The organism is Protofrankia sp. Cas8, from assembly GCF_963555845.1.
Lineage (GTDB): Bacteria > Actinomycetota > Actinomycetes > Frankiales > Frankiaceae > Protofrankia.
Window position 1 is genome coordinate 6,429 of the sequence record NZ_CAUVXI010000021.1, and the last position, 19,572, is coordinate 26,000.

17 protein-coding genes are annotated in these 19,572 nt (G+C 67.0%); 7 read left to right on the forward strand and 10 right to left on the reverse strand.

Annotated features, from left to right (window positions below):
• From U9977_RS05685 to U9977_RS05695, 3 genes are all read right to left on the reverse strand, one after another.
• Nucleotides 1-1,586 (reverse strand): substrate-binding domain-containing protein (locus U9977_RS05685; RefSeq protein ID WP_322748109.1); only part of this gene is annotated, 1,586 nt, incomplete at its 3' end.
• Nucleotides 1,587-1,600: 14 nt separating this feature from the next.
• A complete protein-coding gene (locus tag U9977_RS05690; RefSeq protein ID WP_322748110.1) occupies nucleotides 1,601-2,710 on the reverse strand; it encodes a hypothetical protein in 1,110 nt (369 codons plus the stop codon).
• Between the two features lie 97 nt (nucleotides 2,711-2,807).
• A complete protein-coding gene (locus U9977_RS05695; protein WP_322748111.1) occupies nucleotides 2,808-4,103 on the reverse strand; it encodes a serine/threonine-protein kinase in 1,296 nt (431 codons plus the stop codon).
• A gap of 533 nt (nucleotides 4,104-4,636) precedes the next feature.
• Between U9977_RS05695 and mqo the strand changes: the two genes are divergently transcribed.
• Together mqo and U9977_RS05705 are read left to right on the forward strand one after the other, a co-directional pair.
• On the forward strand, nucleotides 4,637-6,181 hold the full coding sequence (gene mqo, locus U9977_RS05700) for a malate dehydrogenase (quinone) (protein ID WP_322748112.1): 1,545 nt from the start codon (nucleotides 4,637-4,639) through the stop codon (nucleotides 6,179-6,181).
• A 554-nt stretch (nucleotides 6,182-6,735) separates the two neighbouring features.
• Entirely contained in the window at nucleotides 6,736-7,452 is a 717-nt protein-coding gene (locus tag U9977_RS05705) for a carboxypeptidase-like regulatory domain-containing protein (RefSeq protein WP_322748132.1), read from the forward strand.
• Between the two features lie 708 nt (nucleotides 7,453-8,160).
• Here U9977_RS05705 and U9977_RS05710 read toward each other — a convergent pair.
• The 6 genes from U9977_RS05710 to U9977_RS05735 all read right to left on the reverse strand — a co-directional run bounded on the left by U9977_RS05710 (nucleotide 8,161) and on the right by U9977_RS05735 (nucleotide 13,527).
• Nucleotides 8,161-8,550, reverse strand: a complete 390-nt coding sequence (locus tag U9977_RS05710) for a hypothetical protein (RefSeq protein ID WP_322748113.1) — start codon at nucleotides 8,548-8,550, stop codon at nucleotides 8,161-8,163.
• A 10-nt stretch (nucleotides 8,551-8,560) separates the two neighbouring features.
• Entirely contained in the window at nucleotides 8,561-9,232 is a 672-nt protein-coding gene (locus U9977_RS05715) for a hypothetical protein (protein WP_322748114.1), read from the reverse strand.
• Complete coding sequence (locus U9977_RS05720; RefSeq protein ID WP_322748115.1) at nucleotides 9,229-9,966, reverse strand: hypothetical protein; 738 nt, start codon at nucleotides 9,964-9,966, stop codon at nucleotides 9,229-9,231. Before U9977_RS05720 ends, U9977_RS05715 begins: the two co-directional genes overlap by 4 nt.
• Nucleotides 9,967-9,968: 2 nt before the next feature.
• Entirely contained in the window at nucleotides 9,969-11,438 is a 1,470-nt protein-coding gene (locus tag U9977_RS05725; protein WP_322748116.1) for an ATP-binding protein, read from the reverse strand.
• A 128-nt stretch (nucleotides 11,439-11,566) separates the two neighbouring features.
• Nucleotides 11,567-12,457: an ABC transporter permease gene (locus U9977_RS05730; protein ID WP_322748117.1), complete on the reverse strand. Its 891-nt coding sequence runs from the start codon at nucleotides 12,455-12,457 to the stop codon at nucleotides 11,567-11,569.
• Nucleotides 12,454-13,527 carry an ATP-binding cassette domain-containing protein gene (locus tag U9977_RS05735; protein ID WP_416210483.1) on the reverse strand — a complete coding sequence of 358 codons (1,074 nt, stop codon included), beginning with the start codon at nucleotides 13,525-13,527 and terminating at the stop codon, nucleotides 12,454-12,456. The genes U9977_RS05730 and U9977_RS05735 overlap by 4 nt, the downstream gene beginning before the upstream one ends.
• 248 nt (nucleotides 13,528-13,775) lie before the next feature.
• Here U9977_RS05735 and U9977_RS05740 point away from each other — a divergent pair, with 248 nt between their 5' ends.
• A complete protein-coding gene (locus U9977_RS05740; protein ID WP_322748118.1) occupies nucleotides 13,776-14,138 on the forward strand; it encodes a hypothetical protein in 363 nt (120 codons plus the stop codon).
• Between the two features lie 24 nt (nucleotides 14,139-14,162).
• Here U9977_RS05740 and U9977_RS05745 read toward each other — a convergent pair whose 3' ends face one another.
• Nucleotides 14,163-16,079 (reverse strand): serine/threonine-protein kinase, encoded by a 1,917-nt coding sequence (locus U9977_RS05745; protein WP_322748119.1) that lies wholly within the window; start codon nucleotides 16,077-16,079, stop codon nucleotides 14,163-14,165.
• Nucleotides 16,080-16,367: 288 nt separating this feature from the next.
• On the opposite strand from U9977_RS05745, the gene U9977_RS05750 reads away from it, so the two are divergent.
• The 4 genes from U9977_RS05750 to U9977_RS05765 all read left to right on the forward strand — a co-directional run.
• Nucleotides 16,368-16,733, forward strand: a complete 366-nt coding sequence (locus tag U9977_RS05750) for a hypothetical protein (RefSeq protein WP_322748120.1) — start codon at nucleotides 16,368-16,370, stop codon at nucleotides 16,731-16,733.
• Nucleotides 16,734-16,735: 2 nt separating this feature from the next.
• Nucleotides 16,736-17,377, forward strand: a complete 642-nt coding sequence (locus tag U9977_RS05755; RefSeq protein ID WP_322748121.1) for a hypothetical protein — start codon at nucleotides 16,736-16,738, stop codon at nucleotides 17,375-17,377.
• A gap of 80 nt (nucleotides 17,378-17,457) precedes the next feature.
• Nucleotides 17,458-17,754: a WXG100 family type VII secretion target gene (locus U9977_RS05760; protein ID WP_322748122.1), complete on the forward strand. Its 297-nt coding sequence runs from the start codon at nucleotides 17,458-17,460 to the stop codon at nucleotides 17,752-17,754.
• Between the two features lie 45 nt (nucleotides 17,755-17,799).
• On the forward strand, nucleotides 17,800-19,572 hold a 1,773-nt coding region (locus tag U9977_RS05765), incomplete at its 3' end, for an RHS repeat domain-containing protein (RefSeq protein ID WP_322748123.1).

The window sequence follows — 19,572 nt, forward strand, 5'->3', positions numbered from 1 at the left end:
GTGGCGATTGCCTGCATCTGCGACTCCGCGGCCTCGCCGAACAGGATCGGAAATACCGGCACCGGCACCGGAACCGGCGTGGCGCCGGACCGGGAGGCCACGAATGCCTGGAAGTCGGCCAGCGAGCGGCCACTGTTGCTCTCACCGTCGGTCATGAGCACGATACTGCTGAAGCGGTCCTGGTCGGTTGCACTGTCGAGCACCTTGTACGCGCTGACAAGGCTGTCGTACACCGCGGTGTCACCGCCGGCACGCAGACCGGTGATGGCCGTCCGGACGGCGTCGCGGGACGGCTGTGGGTTCTGCTCGTCGATGGTGAAGGCCAGCGGTTTGCCCGGGGTCTGGTTGAACGGCAGCAGGATGACGTCCTCGCGGCTGCGGAAGCGGCAGTACTGGCCGGACAGGGAGGTATCCGTGCCGGTCAGGCCGCTGAGCGCCTGCTGTAGGGCGTTCAGTCGTGCACCGGCCATCGACCCGGAGACATCGAGGACGTAGACCGTGCGCGAGGGGCGCCGAATGCGGTCGAAGTAGGCGGTGAGCAGCGCGTCGATGGCGGATCTGGTGCCCGGGAAGGGGAGCTCGACGAGCCCGTCGGGTAGTCCCGGTGGGAGTGCGATGCCCGGCAGCGCGGCCCGCCGCGCGGTCCGCTCCACGATCGCTCGCTGCACATCGGGCATGCGCAGGTAGTCGGCCAGCCGCTGGTGCGCCGTGCGGGCGGCGTCGCCGACGCCGGCGAGGAGGGTGAGGGGGTAGTCCGCGCTGACCACGCCGTCTGTGGGATACACGAGCACGAGCGGCTCGGGCAGCTTCCGCGTCCGGTTCACGGCTATTAGGGACGCTTCGTAGTTGATCAGCCCGTCCAGTGCCGGGCCGGGGTCGGCGCCGAGGTTCCTGCGCAGGAACGCGTCGGTGAGCCAGCCCGACGAGCCCGCGGTCAGCCGCTGGGCCGCGAAGAATCCGGTGAGTGACGCCGAGACCCGTTCGATCGCGGCGGCGTCGAGGACCCGGCCGCTGCCCTCCAGCGCGGACGCGACGGCGACGAGCGCGGAGAAGCCGGTGTTCGACGCGGCCGGATCGGTCATGGCGAAGGTGAACTCACCGCGTTTCGCGGCGTCGGCGATGTCCGACCAGGTCACCGGAGTCCTGTCCCAGCCCAGGCGCCGTGCCACCGGTTCGCGCAGCCCGAGTACCACCGGGGAGCCCATGATCCGCGACGAGCTCGCGAGCCGTTGCCTGGCCGCCGGGATGGTCTCCAGGTAGCGGGTGGAGGAGAACCACACCGCGTCGTAGACGCCGTCGGCGCGACCCTCGGCAACGGTCTGCGCCCCGTCCAGAGTGCCGGTGAAGGTCATCTTCACCGTGACGCCGGTGGCTTTGGCGGCTTCGTCGAGAATCGGTTGCATGTCCGCCAGCTCGCTGCCGGCGAGTACCCGAAGGGTCGTGGGCGGGCCCGGCGTGACCCGCACTGTGGACGGCGTGCTCGACGACGTGCCGCTTGGGCCGACCGGCGGGTTCCCCGAGGTGCATGCGGCCGCGGCGAACACGGCGGTGACAGCCACAGCCACGGCGACTGCGACGCGCCTCAACGGATGGACACTCATCAGGCACACGGCCGGGCGTTTGCCTCAGTCGACTTGAGGGAATCGATCATGCTTTCCAGCACTTCGAAGGATGGCGACCCGACGGTGTCGACGGGCGCCCGGCGGCTGCTGATCGGCTGGCTGGTGGCCCTCGCCGGGCGGAAGCCGTGCTCCGCGGCGAGGCGTGCGAGCTCCGGGTCGTCCCGCAGCGCCTGCCCGACCCGGTGGCCGGCATCGTCCAACGGGATCAGCGTGTGCTCGGAGTAGACAGTGGGCCTGGGATACAGCAGCACCATGTCGGGCGTGAGGGTGGGCTTCTGCCCCGGAGCCTCCGCCACGAACTGGGCCTCGTAGATCAGCGCCATCGGGATCCGTCCCATGCCGTCGACGAGGTAGCGGTCGAACAGCACCTGGCTGGTGTCCGGCTTCTCCCCTTGATCGATAACCAGCCGGCACAGATCGGGCAGCACCTTCTGCACATCCGCTGCCGTGGTCACCACGAGACCGCCGTTGGCCACCAGCGAGGCAATCGACAAAAACATGATCGCGGAATTGGAATCCTGCGGATCGGTCGTCATGAGTCGTACTGCCTTGTGCCACCTGGTTCTGGGGTTGTCGTTGCCCGGCAACTGGTCCCACAGAGTGCCCTTGCGGGCGACGTCGAGCAGCGCCTTGACGTCCACGACCATGCCGCCGTCTGACGCGGGCTGGACGATGGCGGCCTTGGTGAGCACGTCGACGACGTCTTTGAACGTGGCCACGGCCATCGGCGAGGAGAACGGTTTGAAGCTGTCGGTGATGGCCAGCTCGTTCATGATCTTTTTTGCGGTCGCGGTACTGCCCGGAAACGCGAAGCCGTAGCCGTCACGGTTGGGGCGTTCGAGCGCGGTGAGCATTTCGCGTGACCCGCTCGCGTCGACGGTGACGCTCAGCCCGGCGCAGACGAACCGCGCGCTCACCCGCTGGTCCTTGAAGAATGCCTCCTTCTCCGATCCGATGACGCCGCGCACAGCGGTCAGCGGCCCCGCGTCACACTGCGCCGACGACGGCCCGGGGGTCTTGGCGATCACGACGGTGACCACGACGATGAGCGCGACGCTGGCGACAAGGAGGACAAGTCTGATGATCAAGCTGCTTCGCTGTGAGCCGCGGAAATACATTCCCTGCGGTGTCCGCATGGCCAGGTCCCCCAACCGTCCTGCCGTTGACCGCTATTCCGGCGAAACTTTACAGCCGCGACAGCGGGGACCCTCCGGGGCCGGCGTCGCGCGTGGGATTCGACGGCTGCGCCCCTGTCTGCTCATCGGGCTCCGGGCGGGCGGCCCAGCCTTTTACAGCGATCGCAAGGAATATTCCCGCGGCGGCCAGAGCCGGCAAGACCCATGCCAGCGTCGGGCTGTCGACCCGGCCGATCAGGAAGAGGACGACCGCGACCAGAGACCCGGCGCCGCCGCCCACGATGACCGGCACCAGCACCCCTGGCCGGCCGCTTGTCCGGCCGCTTGTCCGGCCGCCTGGCCGGCCGCTTGTCCCGCCAATCGCCGGCGGGACAGACTCGGGTACTGCCGGTGAGTCACGCGGCAGCGGCGGCCACGGCGGCATGGGCGCCGGCTGGGTGACCGTGTCCTGCGCCGACGCATCCCCAGCCGCATCCCCAGCCGGCACCCCGGGCATGGTCCCGGCCGGCTCCTCAAGCGCCGCGCGGGCCGCAGCTGCGAGATCCCCGGCCGACTGGTAGCGATCATCAGGGTTTTTCGCGAGGCCCTTGGCTACCACGGCGCGCAGTCCGGCCGGCAGCTGATCCGAGAGTGGATCCGGGGCATGGAGAACATGTGCGACGAGCACCATTGCCACATCATTTCCCACGAACGGTCTGCGCCCGGCCAGGCACTCGTACAGCACGACAGCCAGTGAGTACACATCGGCTCGATGGTCGACGGTGCCACTGGCGAGCCGTTCCGGTGCCACGAGCCGTTCCGGCGCCACGTAGTGCGGCGTCCCGACAAGTTGCCCTATGCGGGTCACCGGTGGCGCGCCGCTGGTGTCGATCGGCTGCGCAATGCCCCAGTCGAACAGCCAGGCGTGATCGGTATTCGGTCGCGCGCCGGGTTTCAGGAGAATATTGGACGGTTTCACGTCGCGGTGGCGCAGTCCCTTGCAGTGCGCGGCGTCCAGCGCCGCGGCGACCTGCTCAACGATGGCCACCGCCCGTTCCCGTGGAAGCGGGCCGTTCCTGATCACGGTGGCCAGGTCGGTGCCGTCGACGAGGGGCATCGCGATGTACGGTATGTCGGCGGTCGAGTACTCGAAAACCGGCAGCACGTGCGGATGATCTATTTGTGCGGCCAGCTGACACTCCCGGCGGAATCGCTCCGCGAGCTCCGGATCACTCAATGCCCGGGTCGACAGCAGCTTCAGCGCGACTTTCCTGTTGTGCCGAGGGTCGAACGCTACATACACCTCGCCCATGCCGCCACTGCCGAGACGTTCGATGAGCTCGTATGGGCCGACCTGCTTGGACACCGATCACCCCTGGCTGGGCGAGTCACCCCTGGCTGGGCGAGGCGGTCATGACGCCAGAGATGATACGGCCACAGACCCTGCGCAGGCTGCGGTGGTGTGGATGGATCGGGTGCCCATCGCGGGCCCACCCCGGAGGTGGACCGGCCGCGGTCGGGTGACCGGCGCCAGGAGCCGCGTCGACGGTCACCGTTCGCCCTCCCCGGAAAGGCCTTCCGACCTATTTACCGGTCGCCGTTTCACCTCGGCTTGAATCCTTCGTGAAAGCGCCATGTTAGGGACGTGTAACAATTCTGTCTCGCAATATCCTGGATGACCGGACGGCGATTCCTCCGCACGTCCGTCAGCCCAGCTCATCGGGCATCCAGGCCTTCACAACACCGGCCGGTGTCCATACCAGACGGTGTGCCCGGGGTTGGCAGGGTCATTCAGCCGCGTGATTCAGACCTCATAGATTCAATTTTCGCTGCGTATAGCCGGGCCGTGCGCTGAACTTGTGCTAGGCACGAGAATCGCGAAAGAAGGCCGAGGGCCACATGAATCCGCAGTCGTTCACCACGTATAACGCCAGTCAGACCGCTGACGTCGTCCTCATAGGCGCTGGAGTCATGAGCGCCACACTTGGTACCCTGCTGCACAGACTCCAGCCGGACTGGTCGATTGATGTGTACGAAAGACTGCCCGGGGTGGCCGAGGAGAGTTCGGATCCATGGAACAACGCGGGTACCGGTCACGCAGCACTGTGCGAGCTGAACTACACCAGCGAACTTCCGGACGGCACCATCGACGTGCGGAAGGCCATCAATATCAATGAGCAGTTTCAGGTTAGCCGCCAGCTCTGGTCGCATCTCGTGGAAGACGGGACGATCGGCGATCCGGAAACATTCATCAACTCGATGCCGCACATGACATTCGTCCAGGGGGCGGCGGACGTCGACTTTCTCCGGCGGCGATACGAGGCGTTGCGGGCCGAGCCGCTCTTCGCCGCCATGGAATTCAGCGATGATCCGGCGGTGATTCAGCGTTGGGCGCCATTGCTGATCGAACAGCGCAAACCCGGTGAGCCGATCGCCGCGACCCGCGACATATCCGGAACCGATGTGGATTTCGGTTCCCTGAGCCGGCAGCTGTTCAGGTCACTGGAGTCGTCCGGGGTGCGGATCCATCTCAACCAGGAGATCAAAAGTCTTGCCCAGGCACCTGACGGCACCTGGCGGTTGCGGGTCCACCACCGGACGAGCGGGAAGACGAAGGACGTCACCGCGCGGTTCGTCTTCGTCGGGGCGGGCGGTTGGGCGCTGAAGGTCCTGCAGAAATCAGGTATACCCGAGGCGTGCGGATTCGCCCTTTTGCCCATCAGCGGACAGTTCCTCCGCACCGACAATCCGGCGCTCGTCGCCCGGCACCAGGCGAAGGTATATGGGAAGGCGCCGATCGGTGCACCACCGATGTCGATGCCGCACCTCGATACCAGAGTTGTCGACGGAAGTGCGTCGATCCTGTTCGGCCCCTACGCCGGATCGAGCCCGAAGTTCCTCAAGAACGGCTCCATCTTCGATCTGCCGAAGTCCATCCGTCGGCACAATATCATTCCGCTGATCGCCATGGCCAGGGACAACATCGCCCTGGTCGCGCTGTTGCTGAACGCGCTGACGGCGACCCGGAAGAAGAAGATCGACGAACTCCGGAAGTTCGTCCCCGGTGGCACCGCCAGGGACTGGCGAATAATCACCGCCGGCCAGCGTGCGCAGATCGTCAAGAAGGACTCAAAAAAGGGCGGTGTCCTCCAGTTCGGAACTGAAGTCGTCGCTTCCGGGGACGGGACCATCGCCGGCGTCCTCGGTGCTTCTCCCGGTGCATCCACCGCAGTGCCGATCATGCTTGATCTGCTTCAGCGATGCTTCCCCGACCGCTACGATAAATGGCAGCCGGCGTTGGGCGAGTTGATCCCCACTTTTGGTCGGAGACTCTCCGACAATCCGGAACTCGCGCTCCAGACCATGGCGACGACCGCGAAGACCCTGCGCCTTACGGAAATCCCCCGCCCCCTTCCGGGCCGACCCCTGGGCCAGGTGAACTAGCCCCGGCTGGCGTCGCTCGGCGTCGGATCGGGTCGCTCGGCCGTCAGCCGTCAGCAAGATCGGCGCGAGTTTGTCCATGTGTACGCTTTTCGGGCCGAAAAGCGTACCTAACGACAAACTCGCGCCGATCATCGCCGGGTGGGTAGGGGTCGACGGGTTTGATCCGTACCCCGTGATCTGCCCGGTCGCGGCGGGCGGATCGGGCCAGGCTGGCCGCCCAGCCGTCGGTGGTCAGGTTGTAGTCCTGGTTGGCGTCCAGGTGGGCTTGCCCAACTGGAACCGCGCCCGTCGGTAGCCGTGACGGTGCCCTGTCCGTGGGTATTCGTTGAGAACTGTCGCGTATTCTCAGGATTAGATATTTATAATCTTGATTGATCCGGCAGGCGTGGCAGGAAATGGCCTGCTCGCGCATCTCGACACACGTTCTCACGGCCCAGCCGGTAGTCGCCTTTCCAAAACATCAGCCGCCGACGGCCCTGCTCATGATTGAGGGCCGACGCGGTCGCGGGGCTGCATGGCACACGAGCGAAGATTTTTGGGGGAAGTCAGTGCTCATGAAGGTCATTATGTTTATGAAGTTCATCAGGAATTCTCTTGTCTTGTTCGTCGCGGTTGCCGCGCTTACCGTCGGCGGCGGGCTTGTTACCGGCACGGCTGCTTGGGCTGCGACGACTGGTGGGGTGTCCGGCACGGTGGTCGCCGCGACCGGTGGCGCCCCAGTGTCCGGAGTGACCGTTTTCATGCGCCCGCGTGCAGGGGGTCCAGGTGGGGGCACGGCGGACAGCGCTTCGGACGGGAGTTATTCGATTACCGGTCTGGCGGCAGGGACCTACGCGGTGTCCATCCGGGCCGTCGCCCCGTATGTACATAACTATGACGCTGGCGATGTCACGATTCGCTCAGGCGCGGTGAAGTCAGGACGGACGCTGAAGCTCCAACTTGGCGGCAAGATCCTTGGTATGGTCACCGACTCGGTTACCGGTGCACCCATTCCCAACGCCAAGATCTCGGCATGTGTGGATGAGGGTGAGCAGTGCGGTGACGCATCGACCGATACCCAGGGTCGGTACACCGTCACTACTCTCGTTGGCCGTGAGGGTGACACGGAAGGATTGTTCACCGCCGACTACATGGTCATGATTGATGCACCTGGCTATGCCCGGCTGTGGTGGGGGGCAACGACGCCATCGGGGTACCCCGGCGCGCTCGTCCACGTGAAAGCGGGCAAGAGCACATCCCATATTGACGGACACATGAAAGCAGCACACTAGCAGTTCGCTAGAGTGCCGATCCGGTAAATTTACGAGATCTGCGGCGGCCCGGCGGCCCCGCGGCACGATGACTACCGGTGCGCTGGGCGTACCTGTCAGGTCCTGTACCTATCAGGTCGCCTAGCGGTCGGAAAGCCGACTCGTGTTTTGTTGCCGCGGTGTTTTATCGTCTCTGTGGGGACCATCGGGCATGGTGGTCCAGACCATGCCACGGGGGCGGATCATGCGTCGATCGATCAGTGATCGTTTGTTTATTCATTGGCCGTTCAGCCATCGGTCGTTCAGCCATCGGTCGTTCAGCCATCGGTCGTTCGGCGTTGGGAAGGCCGTAGGGTCGGCGCTCGCGCTGACGCTGCTCCTTGTCGGCTGCGAATGGGCGGGCACATACCAGCCGCCGCTTCTCCCGTTCGAGCTCACGCTTGCCAGTGATGGGTCCATCACCTGGAGTGTTAAATCGGAGGTTGTGACTCCGCTGGGAACCTTCGGTGTCCAGACGTACGGGTCGAAGAAGATTCAGGCCCCGCCGGACGGCACCCTGCTCGTCGTCCGACACCCGATCCGTGGCGTTGCCATGGACAGCGTGTTCGGCATCCACGTTCCGGACAAGCTCCGCTTCCTGACCGATGGTGACTCTGCCATCACGACCAACCGGAACGTGGTCACGTTGAACCTCCGGAGCAACGTGCACGGCGTCCGGATCCAGAACGTTCAGCAGGTGAAGGCCGCGCCGCAGTACGCGACCCAGCAGGTGAAGGTATTGCCGCCCGCGCCGAAGGCCGCTGAGCCCACGACATCGCCGACCGGCTCCGGGCCATCTTCGGCGTCACCGACTGTGGGCGCATGCCAGCCCGCGCCCACACCCGCACCGAACGCGTCATCGCCGGCACCCTGCGCAGTGTCGATGATCGTGTCGTCCGTGGGTCCGACCGGGTCTGCCGCGGCGACGCCATCCCAGGCACCGTCGACAACACCGGCCGCAACGCCGTCCAAGGCTCCGGCCCCGACGCCGTCGAAGGCGTTGAGCCCGACGTCGGCTGGGACTACGCCGAAGCCCCCGGTCCAGGCACCGACCCTGACGGTTGCGACGGGCCACGCCACAGCCCCGCTGTCATGAGCCCGCCGCTTGCTCCCACGGACCTTGGTGCGGCGGCGTGGCGGCCGCGAGCAGGGTGGTTGATGTCCGTGGCCACGGGTGCGGTGCGGGTCGCAGCCGCCGCCAGTCATACGGTGGGTGGCCCAGTTTCGGGTGCCGCCGGTCGTAGAGGTGGGCGCCGAGCCAGGCCAGGACGCACACCCCGATGAGGGCTTTCGCGGCGGCGGCGGTGCTGGTGTGCGTGGCGGCGGTCAGGCCGGCCATGGATGCCGCAATGCCGAGGTACCCCAGTACCGGATAGATCAGAAGCTGATGCCACACCTTGGTGGGGGCGACGGCCTGCGCGGGCAGGAAATAGCCGCTGCGGACCTCGTCCCACCACTGCCACAGGCCGAATACCAGCCAGGTGACGACGACGCCGACAGCTCCGGCACCGCTGGTCAGGCTTGCCACCGCGGTCGGTGCGGTGCCGTGGGAGACACCGGTACCGGTACCGGTGGCCACAGCGAGCAGCGGGTCACCGTAGATGAACGCGACGAACTGCTCCCGTGGTCGTAACCAGCGCTGTTCGAGGGTCCGCGCGAGCAGTATCGGGATTCCCGGGCTGATCGCGAACGCGGTGACGGCGGCGGCGAGCGGCCCGTGGGACAGCGGCACCCCGAGCCACGGTAGCCAGCCGGCGCTCACCTGGGCCGCGCCGCGCCGGTGATGAGCCGGTCGACGGTGGGATCGGTGAAGAAGTCGGCGTTGAGCCGGGCGAATGCGGACACCTCAAGCAGGTTTGTGTTGCGTTCGTCGGGCGCTGCGGCCGGGGGATTGCGTCGGTGCAGGAGCTCGGACTCGATGTGGGCGACCACAGGCCGGCGATCGGCCGTGAACTGGGAGACGACCCGTTTCGAGACGTTCGCGGAACGCGCCACCTGCGGCTCGCGGAAGTGGTTCAGCATGGCCCGCCAGATGATCAGGTCGGTTGGACGGCGGATGAGCTGGTCCAGCAGGGGTGCGGCGCGTTTGTACGGGCGGGCCGCGGTGTCGTCGGCACGGTGCCCGGCCTGCGCGGCCTCAACGGCCCGCCGCAGCGGCCCGCGCCCGGCGCTTTTGGGTACGACCGTCCACGTCTCCGGGAAGAACCTGAACACGGCCAGGAGGAACAGCATCCTGTTGTCCTCGTCGACCGAGTGCACGACGCTGGCAATGCCGTGTGTGGACAGAACGTCGAAGGCAGCCAGGCCGCTCTCGCGCGTTTCCTTGCCGTAGTGCAGGTCGACCAGCGCGAGTTGAAAGTCGCCGTCCCGGTCGAGTAATGCGGCCAGTTCCGTGGGATTACGGACGCCGACCACCTCGACATCGCGGTCCGCCTCCAGCGCGCGGGCGACCTCGGTCTCCGCCATCAGAAGGTCGTCGACAACAAGAACACGCATGGTCATATCCTTTCCAGAGCCCGGCTGGATGGCAGTCCCGAACGCGGCTGCGGCGAACGCCAGCGCACGTTCACCGTGGCTCCCGATCCCGATCCCGATCCCGATCCCGTATCCGTATCCGTATCCGTATCCGTATCCGTATCCGTATCCGTATCCGTATCCATATCCGTATCTTCGCCCGCATGTGCACTCGCAGTCGTACCGTTGAAGAACGCGATGCGTCCGCCGTAGCGGTGGATCTCCCACTGCAGGACCCGCAGGCTGCCAGTCGGATCAGCCAATGCGTCGGCCGGCATGCCCGGACCGTTGTCACGGACCTGGACCTCGACCCAGGGAAAGTCACCGTCCGGGATCGTGGTCACGAACACTTCCACCTGCTGCGCACCGGCTTTGAAGGCGTTGGTCACCAGATCGGCGATGACCCGGCGGGCCAACTGGTAGTCGGTTCCGGACAGCACCAGGTCAGCGCTGCCGTCGGCAAGCCGGCAACGTCCCCGCATGCCGTCCGGCAGAACTCGCACCAGGGCGTTCCACAGCGTGGCGAACAGGCGTGGGCCCGGTTCCCCTGCGCCCCGGAGCAGTTCCAGGCGTGCCTCCTCGACCACCACCAGCAGGTCCCGGACGAGCGCGCGGACCTCGGCATGGTTCGGCGCTGGCGCCTCGACGGTGTTGGCGACGATCCGGACGGCATTCTTGATGAGGCTGTGCAGGTCCTGCGCGACACCTTTGCGGACCGCATCCTCCGCATCGCGGACGGTCTCCGCGGCGGCGGCGAGTATCTGGTCGAAACACACCCACACGATCTGCAGGAGCAGTGGGCTCAGCCCAAGCGACACGCGCAGCACGGCCGGGACCGCGGTCAGCTCCGCCGTCCACGGTACGGCGATGATCAGAAGAACGAGGCTGCTGGCGCCGACCGGCATCAGGCGGCGGAGCACCACGAGGAACGGTGCTGGCGGGCCGGTGCTGCGGTCCGGGCCGACGATCACCGGGACAGGCGGGGCGTACCAGCCCGCATCCAGCACGATGTTGAGAAACAGCATCCAGGTGAAGCCGACGAGGGCGAGCAGAGCCACCGAGCGGGCGTTGGCCGACAGCCCCGGTACCGCCCACGGGCCGGCGAACAGCAGCCCGGTGCTGAGGGCGCCGAATGCCTCCAGCAGGCCAGGGAGGTCAACCTCGGCATGCCCCCGGGCCTGGAACAGGTGGTCGGCGAGCCAGCGCAGACCCGGTATCCGTTCCAACCGCGCCACCAGACGAGGGCGGGCGTGGATGAACGCCATCGGGCAGCCCACCGTGATGAGCACCAGCTGACCGGCTCCCCGCGGGAGCTGGGTTGCGGGTAATCGCGCGGCTGCGGCCCACAACAGCGCGACGCAGCCGAGCCTGAGCCATGACGTCGTCCGGTGTTGCGCATCGTCCACCGCCCGGACAGCGGTCGCCCAGACCACATCCGAACGATCGGTGCGCACAGCAGTCTCCCCGTCGTCAGGACCAGTGGTCCGAATGATTCTGCACGATCACAGGCTGGTACCAGGGAAAACTTCGCGTGTTCCCGACGGGGCCCGCGCACAGTCGGTGCTCAGTGCCCAGCTGGTGTTCAGCGCGACATGGACTGGTAACGGCGGATGCTGAGTGACGCGAAGATCACGATGAGGACCGTGACCCAGATCAAGGTGGCAAGTATCGGGTGCTTCGTGGGGAAGCCGCTGCTGCCGAAGGGATTCGGGTTACCGAACAGAACCCGCATCGCGGCGGTCAGGGAGCTCACCGGATTCCATTCCGCCACCGGCTGTAGGAAGCCGGGCAGCGTCTGGATGGGGACGAAGGCGTTGGACAGGAACGTGATGGGGAAGATCGCGGTGAACGCCACCTGCTGGGCGACCTCGACGGTCGGCACCAGAAGGCCGAGCCAGACACCGATCCAGGCCATCGCGTAGGCGAACAGCAGCCCGAGGGCCACCGCCGCGAGAAAGCGGATCGGTCCGTTGCGGACCCGCCAACCGACGACAAGGCCGGAGAGCATGAGTACCGCGAGTATCACGGCGTTGTAGACGACGTCGGAGACCGTGCGCCCGGTCAGGAAGGCCGAGCGGGCCATCGGCAGCGAGCGGAAGCGGTCGATCAGGCCTTTGGCGAGGTCGTCGGTGATGCCGATGGCGGTGGTCGCCGCCGCAAAGGTAAGCGTCTCCGCGATGATCCCTGCCATGACGTATTCGCGATAGGAGCCGCCTCCCGGCAGCGGGATCGCCCCGCCGAACACGTAGGAGAAGAGCAGTACGAACATCACTGACTGCAGGATCGCGACGATCGCCAACTCGGGGATACGGGGGATCCGCTTCAGATTGCGCCAGGCGACGACCAGCGAGTCGGCTACGACCGATGCGCTGGCGGCGGGCGCACGCAGTCTCCAGCGAGATCTCCGGGACTGCGCAGCTGGATGATCGTGTATCCGTCGGCCCGGGTACGCGGGGTCCATGGGGCTTGTCACGAGGCTCTTCCCACACGTGCGTCAACCGTCTTATCGCCATCGCCATCGCCATCGCCCTCGCCATCGCCATCGCCATCGCCCTCGGCGGACTTCTGCCGCGCGGCGTGGCCGGTGAGCCGGAGAAACACGTCGTCCAGAGTCGGGCGGCGTAGCCCGAAGTCGTCCAGCACGATTCCAGCCTCGTCAAGGGCCCGGATGAGGGTGGTGAGCTTGCGCATACCACCGTCGGCGGGCGCGGTCAGGCGTTTCGCCCGCTCGTCAACGACGGTGCCAGCAGCGCCAGCAGCGCCAGCGGTATCGGCGGTGCAGTGGCGGGAGATGACATTCCGGGCCCGGTCGAGGTCCGCCGGGTCGTTGACGACGATCTCGACCCGTTCGCCGCCGACCTGCGACTTGAGCTCGGCGGCCGTGCCACGGGCGATGATCTTACCGTTGTCGACGACGGCGATGACGTCTGCGAGCGCGTCGGCTTCCTCCAGATACTGCGTCGTCAGCAGCAACGTCGATCCTTCACGGACGAGATCGCGGATGACGTTCCACATCGAAACCCGACTGCGCGGATCGAGACCGGTGGTCGGCTCGTCCAGGAAGAGCAGCTGTGGGTGGCCGATGAGAGCCGAGGCGAGGTCAAGGCGGCGGCGCATACCACCGGAGTAGGTCTTGACGATGCTGTCCGCCGCGCCGGACAGCGCGAACTGTTCGAGCAGTTCGCCGGCGCGGCTGCGCGCGGTGCGGCTCGGCAACTGGTAGAGCCTGCCGAACATCCACAGGTTCTCGGCGGCGGTGAGGTTCTCGTCGACGGCGGCATACTGCCCGGACAGGCCGATGAGCCGGCGCAGTTGCTGCGCGTCGCGCACCACGTCGTGGCCGAGTACGGTCGCCCGGCCGCTGTCGGGCCGCAACAGGGTGGCCAGTATGCGGACGGTCGTGGTCTTGCCGGCACCGTTGGGGCCGAGCAGACCGAGGACCGTGCCCCGCGCGACCTCCAGATCGAGGCCGTCGAGCGCATGTACCGGGCCGGCGCGGGTCGTGAACACCTTGGTGAGGGCTTGTGCACTGATAGCTGACACGAAGTGGCCTCCTTCCAGACGTCGGACAACCAACAGTGAGATCACAAGCCGCCCACGTCCCTGTTGCCGGGCACTGGTAGGGCGACCGGACGCTCCAAGTATCGGTCGATGCGTCGGAGGTCACCGGTCCACGCGCGTGCGGTCCGGTGCTCAGTCAGCCTCCCGCCAGGCTGTTCCGCCCAGGCGGGCTATGCTGCCGACCGGACTCGGAGGGACGAATGCGGGCACGGTGGGCAGCGGCGGCACTGGTGATCGTCGCGTTGACGGCAGGGTGTGGCGGGGGAGCGGCGGACCCTGAGGAGACGCCACCGCCGAACACGCCTGGCTACCGGCTCGCCTTGCTCGACGGCGAGGCGGATCCCAGCTTGGCGACCATCCAGCGGTACGACAGCGCCATCCAGACGGTGGCGAGCGGATGCAAGGGCAGCGCTGTCGAGGTGGCCAGGCTCGCACAGGAGTCACGGGACGCGTTGACCAACGGAAAGGTCTTCGAGGACATCATCATCATCCTCAGAGACGTCGCGGGCTACACCGCGGACGCCGCGGATTGCAAGGCCGCGTTCACAAGCTATGTCGTTGTCCAGCTCAAAGGCGAAGACGATCCGAACTGAACGACGATCCCAACTGGCCGGCGATCAATAATAGGATTGACAGGACGGCACGCCGGGGATGGGTTCGTTCTGCCCACCCTGGGATACCGCGGTTGCCGGCAGATACCCCCAGGCACCGGTGTAGCCATGGGTGTTGGAGTTCCCGGAGTCGCCCTGGGTGTAGAGCCACCAGGTGTTGGTGTTTCCCTGGATGACAGGGTTCGACCGGCCCTGGTACTGGCATATCACCCATACCTTTGCGGATCCGTCCATGTATCCGCTGTCATCAAGGTCTTCCGAAGCCTGGTTGGAGCGGACGTTGGCGTAGACGGCCGAGCCCACGTAGGTACTGCAGGTGTAGATGGTCGGGAAATGTCGTCCGGCGTAGTCGTTGATCGACTCGCTGCTCGCCGGACAGCTGCCGACCGAGGCCGGCTGCGGTTGGGGGGCGGTGGAAGGGGCCGGCTGGGCCGGCTGGGCCGGAGCGGACGAGACGCTCGGAGCGCTGCTCGCCCGAGGTTGCGGATCCGCCGGACCCGCGGCGGGCGGACCGGCGGCGGATGGACCCACAGCGGGCGGTGCCGCGGCGGCCGACACCGGCGGTGGGAGCGAATCCGGGTTCGCCGGCGCCGCGTCCGTCGATCCGCTTCCGCTTCCGCTTCCGGAGTTGGAGTTGGATGGCGCCGGGCTGATCGTGCCAGCGGCCGATGTCGGGTCGCCTGAGGGCGCGGGATCGGTCCCGCCGGGTGTCGGTGACGCCGTCACCGACGGGATGACGGACTTCGCCGTCCGCGTCTGGGCTGTGTCGGTACCCCCTCGTAGGACGGCAGCCAGTACCGCGATCACCACGAGTACGGCTGCCGCACCCGCGGCCGTAGCCAACCACGCGCGTCGAAGGCGTCGGTGACCCGAGCCGGTGCCCGCGGGTACCGGCACGGGCGGTGGCATCGGTGTTCGCCGTGCCCGGGTTCTGGTGGGCGTGTCCACCGCCTCGCGGAACCCGGGCGCCAACGGCGGCGTGTCCGCAAGGCATGGCGTGTGCGCAAGGCGCGGTGTGTCGGGTTCCAGGTCATCTCCGGCTGGCACCGGTCGGGCCAGCGGCTCGCTTCCGATGACGTCCCGCAAGCTGTTGAACGTCTGGACAAGGCTGACCGCGGTCGGGCGTTGTTGTGGATCGACCGCCATCATGGACCCGATCAACAGCCGCAGCGGCTCGGCGACGGCCGGGTCGAGCTCCGCGGCATCGCCGGCGAGGATGCGGCGGATGAGCGTCGCGGGTCCGTCGCCGGCCTGGGGTGCGAACGGAGCCGTGCCGGTAAGCAGGGTGTACAGGGTTGAGCCGAACGCGTAGATGTCGGCCGCCGGCGAGTAGCGCAGGCCGTCGAGCACCTCGGGCGCGCAGTGGACCGGTGTAAACGCGTCAAGGCTGACCGACTCCTCCGAGTCGGTGCGGATGCTTGCCACCCCGAAATCGCTCAGCACCGCGCAGCCATCATCGGAGACCAGGAGATTTCCTGGTTTGACGTCACGATGAGTAATTTTGGCATCATGCGCCGCAGCGACCGCGCAGGCGACGGACACCCCTACGCCGACGGTTTCAAGCACGGACAGCTGGTTGCCGCCATGTATCCGGTCCGCCAGCGATCCCCGTGGGAAGTACTGCATCGCGATGAAGGGCCGGTCATCGGCGGTGGCGCCTGCGTCGTACACGGTGATGACCTCTGGGAGGTGCGACAGGCGTCCGGATGCCTGGCACTCGCGGGTGAACCGGCGCAGTGCGTTCGCGTCCCCGAGGTTGGTGCCCAGAACCTTTACGGCGACCGTTCGCGCGAAACGTTCCTGGTGAGCGGTGTACACGGTGCTGAACCCACCGGTCGCGATCCGCTGAAAATCCCGGTAACCCTCGATGGGCGGACCCGGTGAGCCCCCGCCCGTACCCTGGCTCGCCCGATCATGCCCCACGTGATCTCCTGGTGGTGTACTCGCGGGCGCACCCGTCACGGCGCATGCCCGATGTAACCACATGATAAACAGGTGCTGCGATCCGCGATGTATTCGGGGGCGCGTATCGCATCGTGACGCGACGACCGGTGCGTTGTTTTGCAAGGCTCCTTGCCGCCTTCGAGCGTGCGAAAAATCATGATCGTGTTTCTTCTGGTCCTGGGCGGTTCCCGGTGGTTGCTTCTTGGCGGAGTGCCGGTTACCGTCTCAGACGGTGGTGGGTCCACGTGGCCGCGGAAGGGGTGGTAAATGGCGGCGAGTGTCTTCGGGGGCGACCCCGAGGTCGCCCGGCAGGTGTCCGGCGAGTTGGCGAACATTCGCGGTGCGCTCTCCTCCCTGGGCACCACCTTCGATGGCCTGCATGGCATGACGGGCTCGGGGGAGGTGGAGATGGCGCTGCATCATTTCGTCACCCAGTCGTCGGATAGCCGTGAGTCGCTGGACAAGTTGCCGGAGCGGGCGTCCGGTCTTCTTCGTGGGCTGGCCGAGGGGGTGTCCGAGGTGGATTCCGGGCTCGCCGGCGTATTGACGCCGACCGCACTCGAGGGCGGTGGATCAACATCCCCCGGTGCGGTGGTGCCCGGGTCGCCGGTGGCGACGAGTGGTGCATTGTGACCATGACTGCCACCGGTGCGCCGTCCTGGTTCACGCTCCGGATTCCCCGGTCCTGGTTCGAGTTCGACGTGTGGCGGGCCAGCCGCACCGGTGACCTCGCGCGTCTGGTCGACGCTCGCATCGCGCAGGTCCCGCAGTTGCGGCCACAGCGGTCGGCCTTGCTCAAGCTGTTGCGGGAGGTCGCCGCACGGGCGGAGCGGCAGGGGGCTGTTTACTGCGCCGCCACGGCCGAACTCGTGGACGGTTCCGACGGCCTGGTGGCAAGTGTCATGGTGTTCCATACCGACGGCGCGCCGAACGTCGCGGACAACACGGCCGAGGCGATCGCGGCGCAGGTCACGGCCATGGCGCAGACCGGCCGGAGATCCCCATGGCGGGCCGTGACGATTGTCGAGATGGCGGCCGGCCGGGCTGTACGTATGCGTGGGATCGAGCGGTCGGAGCCGGACGGGGTGCCGATCGACGGTGTTGTCATGCAGACACTCATTCCCGTGCCGGGCGATCGCGGCGTCCTCAATGTTGTGCTGAGTAGTCCGCATGTTGATATCGTCGAGGAATTGTTCGAGGTGTTCAACGCCATCAGTGACACGCTGGTCTGGTCTCCGGACCGTCCGGAGCAGTTGCACGCCACGAATTCGCCCTAGTGCCTGTCCGGTAGATATTTGTCGATCTGTGCGATTGAAGATCCATCAGACCCAGGTTCATCTAACAAAGGGAGAGTGTCATGGCCAACGTCCATGTCGACTATGCTGCGCTGGATAGCGCTGCGTCCAGACTCACGGCCGCTCAGCAGGAAATGGAGACCCAGCTGGGTCAGCTGAAGGGTTTGATCGAAAGTCTGGTCGGCAGCGGGTTCATCACGGATCAGGCGTCCGGGAAGTTCCGGGATTCGTATGACCAGTGGAACACCGGCACGAGGAGCGCCATCGGCGGGTTGGCGGGCATGAGCGGTTTCCTCAAACTGGCTGTTTCGCAGCATCAGCAGCTCGATGCCACACTCAGCGCGTCCGCGGGCAGCTGACCGGGCGTTCAGCAGAGGGACTCTGGGTGGGCGGGGAGGACGGCGGTGAGCGACTGGGCTGTGCTGGAGTTGGACGGCGATCCGACTCCGGGTGACCCGGACGCCGTGCGGGAGATGGCGGCCCGGTTGCGGGAACAGGCCGAGCTCGCCGAACACAACACCGCGCGCCTGCGGGCCATCGCGGGCGGTGGTGGTGATCTGGCGATGGCCGGTGATTACGCGCCTGCGTTCACCGAGGCGCTGGTGGAGTTGCCCGAGGAGCTGGCCGGGCTTGCCCGGGCCTATCGCGGTTGCGGCGATGCGCTGTTTTCCTATTCGACCGGTCTCGCCGGCGCGAAAGCCCAGGCCGGCAGTGCGCTGCGGCAGGGGGTGGACGCCGACGGCCGGTATCAGGCGGCGTTGGGTGCGGTCCGGGCGCTGCTGCCACCGGAGCGGGAGCTGCTGTTGTGGCCGCGGGCGGAGTTGTCCGACGGCTCGATCGGTGCGGCGATCGCGACGTGGGATGCGGTGGATCTGCGGGAACAGGTGCGGTCGGCGGCCGGTCGTGGGCAGGCCGCGGCCGCGGATCGGGCGCGGGCCGCCCGGTTGGCTCGGGACGCGGCGGAGCTGCGGGGGCAGGCGGCACACGTCTGTGCCCGCGGGATTGAGGACGCGCTTGCCGGCAGTGGGATCAAGAATAAGCCGTGGTATGCGAAGGCGTGGAATGCGGTGTCGGCGCCGTTTCGGTCCTGGGACAGTTTTGTCGACCTCTGCCGGGATGTCGCCATGGTCGCGGGGGTTGTCGCGCTGTTCATCTCCGGGCCGATCGGGCTGGCGCTGGTGGCGATCGCGCTGGTCGCGAGTGCGGTGGTCTTCGCCGACACGTTGGCGAAGTATGCGCAGGGTAAGGCGTCGTTAGGGCAGCTCGGTCTGGACGCGTTGGGTCTCATTCCGGGTGGACGTGGTGTGGTCAGCGTCGCGCGGTTGGGGCGGACCGCCGCGGCGCTGGCCCGCGGGGTGGCCCGCGGGGAGGGGCTGCGGCTGGTCGGTGCCGGGTTGCGGTCCGTGGGTGGTGCGGCGTTGCGGCAGGTACGCACGGCGACCGCCTACGGTCTGGGGGCGGCCGGCCGGGTCCGGGAGACGCTCCAGGCCGGCTATCAGTTCACCAAGACCACCGCGTCCCGGGTGTTGAAGGTCGACCCGGTGGACATGGCGAGCGGGCAGATGATTCTCACGCAGGTCGACGTCGAGCTGCCCGGCCTGCTGGCCTGGGCGCTGCAGCGGACCCATCTGTCGTCGTATCGGGCGGGGCGGTGGTTTGGCCGGTCGTGGAGTTCGACGCTGGATCTTCGGTTGGAGATCGACGAGGAGGGCGTGTGTTATGCCGCGTCGGACGGGGTGCTGTTCGCCTACCCCCATCCCGCACCTGGTGCGACGGTGTGGCCGGCGGAGGGTCCACGGTGGCCGTTGACCCGTGACGCCGCCGGTGCCTATACGGTGGCCGACCCGGCGATGGGCCACGTTTTCCACTTCGCGCTCCCGGCCGACGGTGCCCGGGAGGTGGCCCTGCCACTCGCTGCGATCACTGATCGTAACGGCCACCGGGTGGAGTTGGGCTACGACGCCGCCGACGGGACGCTCGCCGAGATCACCCATTCGGGTGGGTACCGGCTGGTGGTGGACACCCAGCAGGGGCTGGTCACTGCGATCCGGTTGCGGGGGCGGGCGGGCGAACCCGACACCGAGGTTGTCCGGTATGGCTATGACGGGGCCGGCCGGCTGATCGAGGTGGTGAACTCCTCGGGTCGGCCGTTGCGCTTCAGCTATGACCCCGCTGGA

Excerpts from the sequence above, each read along its gene's own strand:
- U9977_RS05750 (WP_322748120.1), top strand. The coding sequence starts at position 16,368 with ATGGCGGCGAGTGTCTTCGGGGGCGACCCCGAGGTCGCCCGGCAGGTG.
- mqo (WP_322748112.1), top strand. The coding sequence starts at position 4,637 with ATGAATCCGCAGTCGTTCACCACGTATAACGCCAGTCAGACCGCTGAC.
- U9977_RS05760 (WP_322748122.1), top strand. The coding sequence starts at position 17,458 with ATGGCCAACGTCCATGTCGACTATGCTGCGCTGGATAGCGCTGCGTCC.
- U9977_RS05705 (WP_322748132.1), top strand. The coding sequence starts at position 6,736 with ATGAAGGTCATTATGTTTATGAAGTTCATCAGGAATTCTCTTGTCTTG.
- U9977_RS05720 (WP_322748115.1), bottom strand. The coding sequence starts at position 9,966 with ATGCGTGTTCTTGTTGTCGACGACCTTCTGATGGCGGAGACCGAGGTC.
- U9977_RS05755 (WP_322748121.1), top strand. The coding sequence starts at position 16,736 with ATGACTGCCACCGGTGCGCCGTCCTGGTTCACGCTCCGGATTCCCCGG.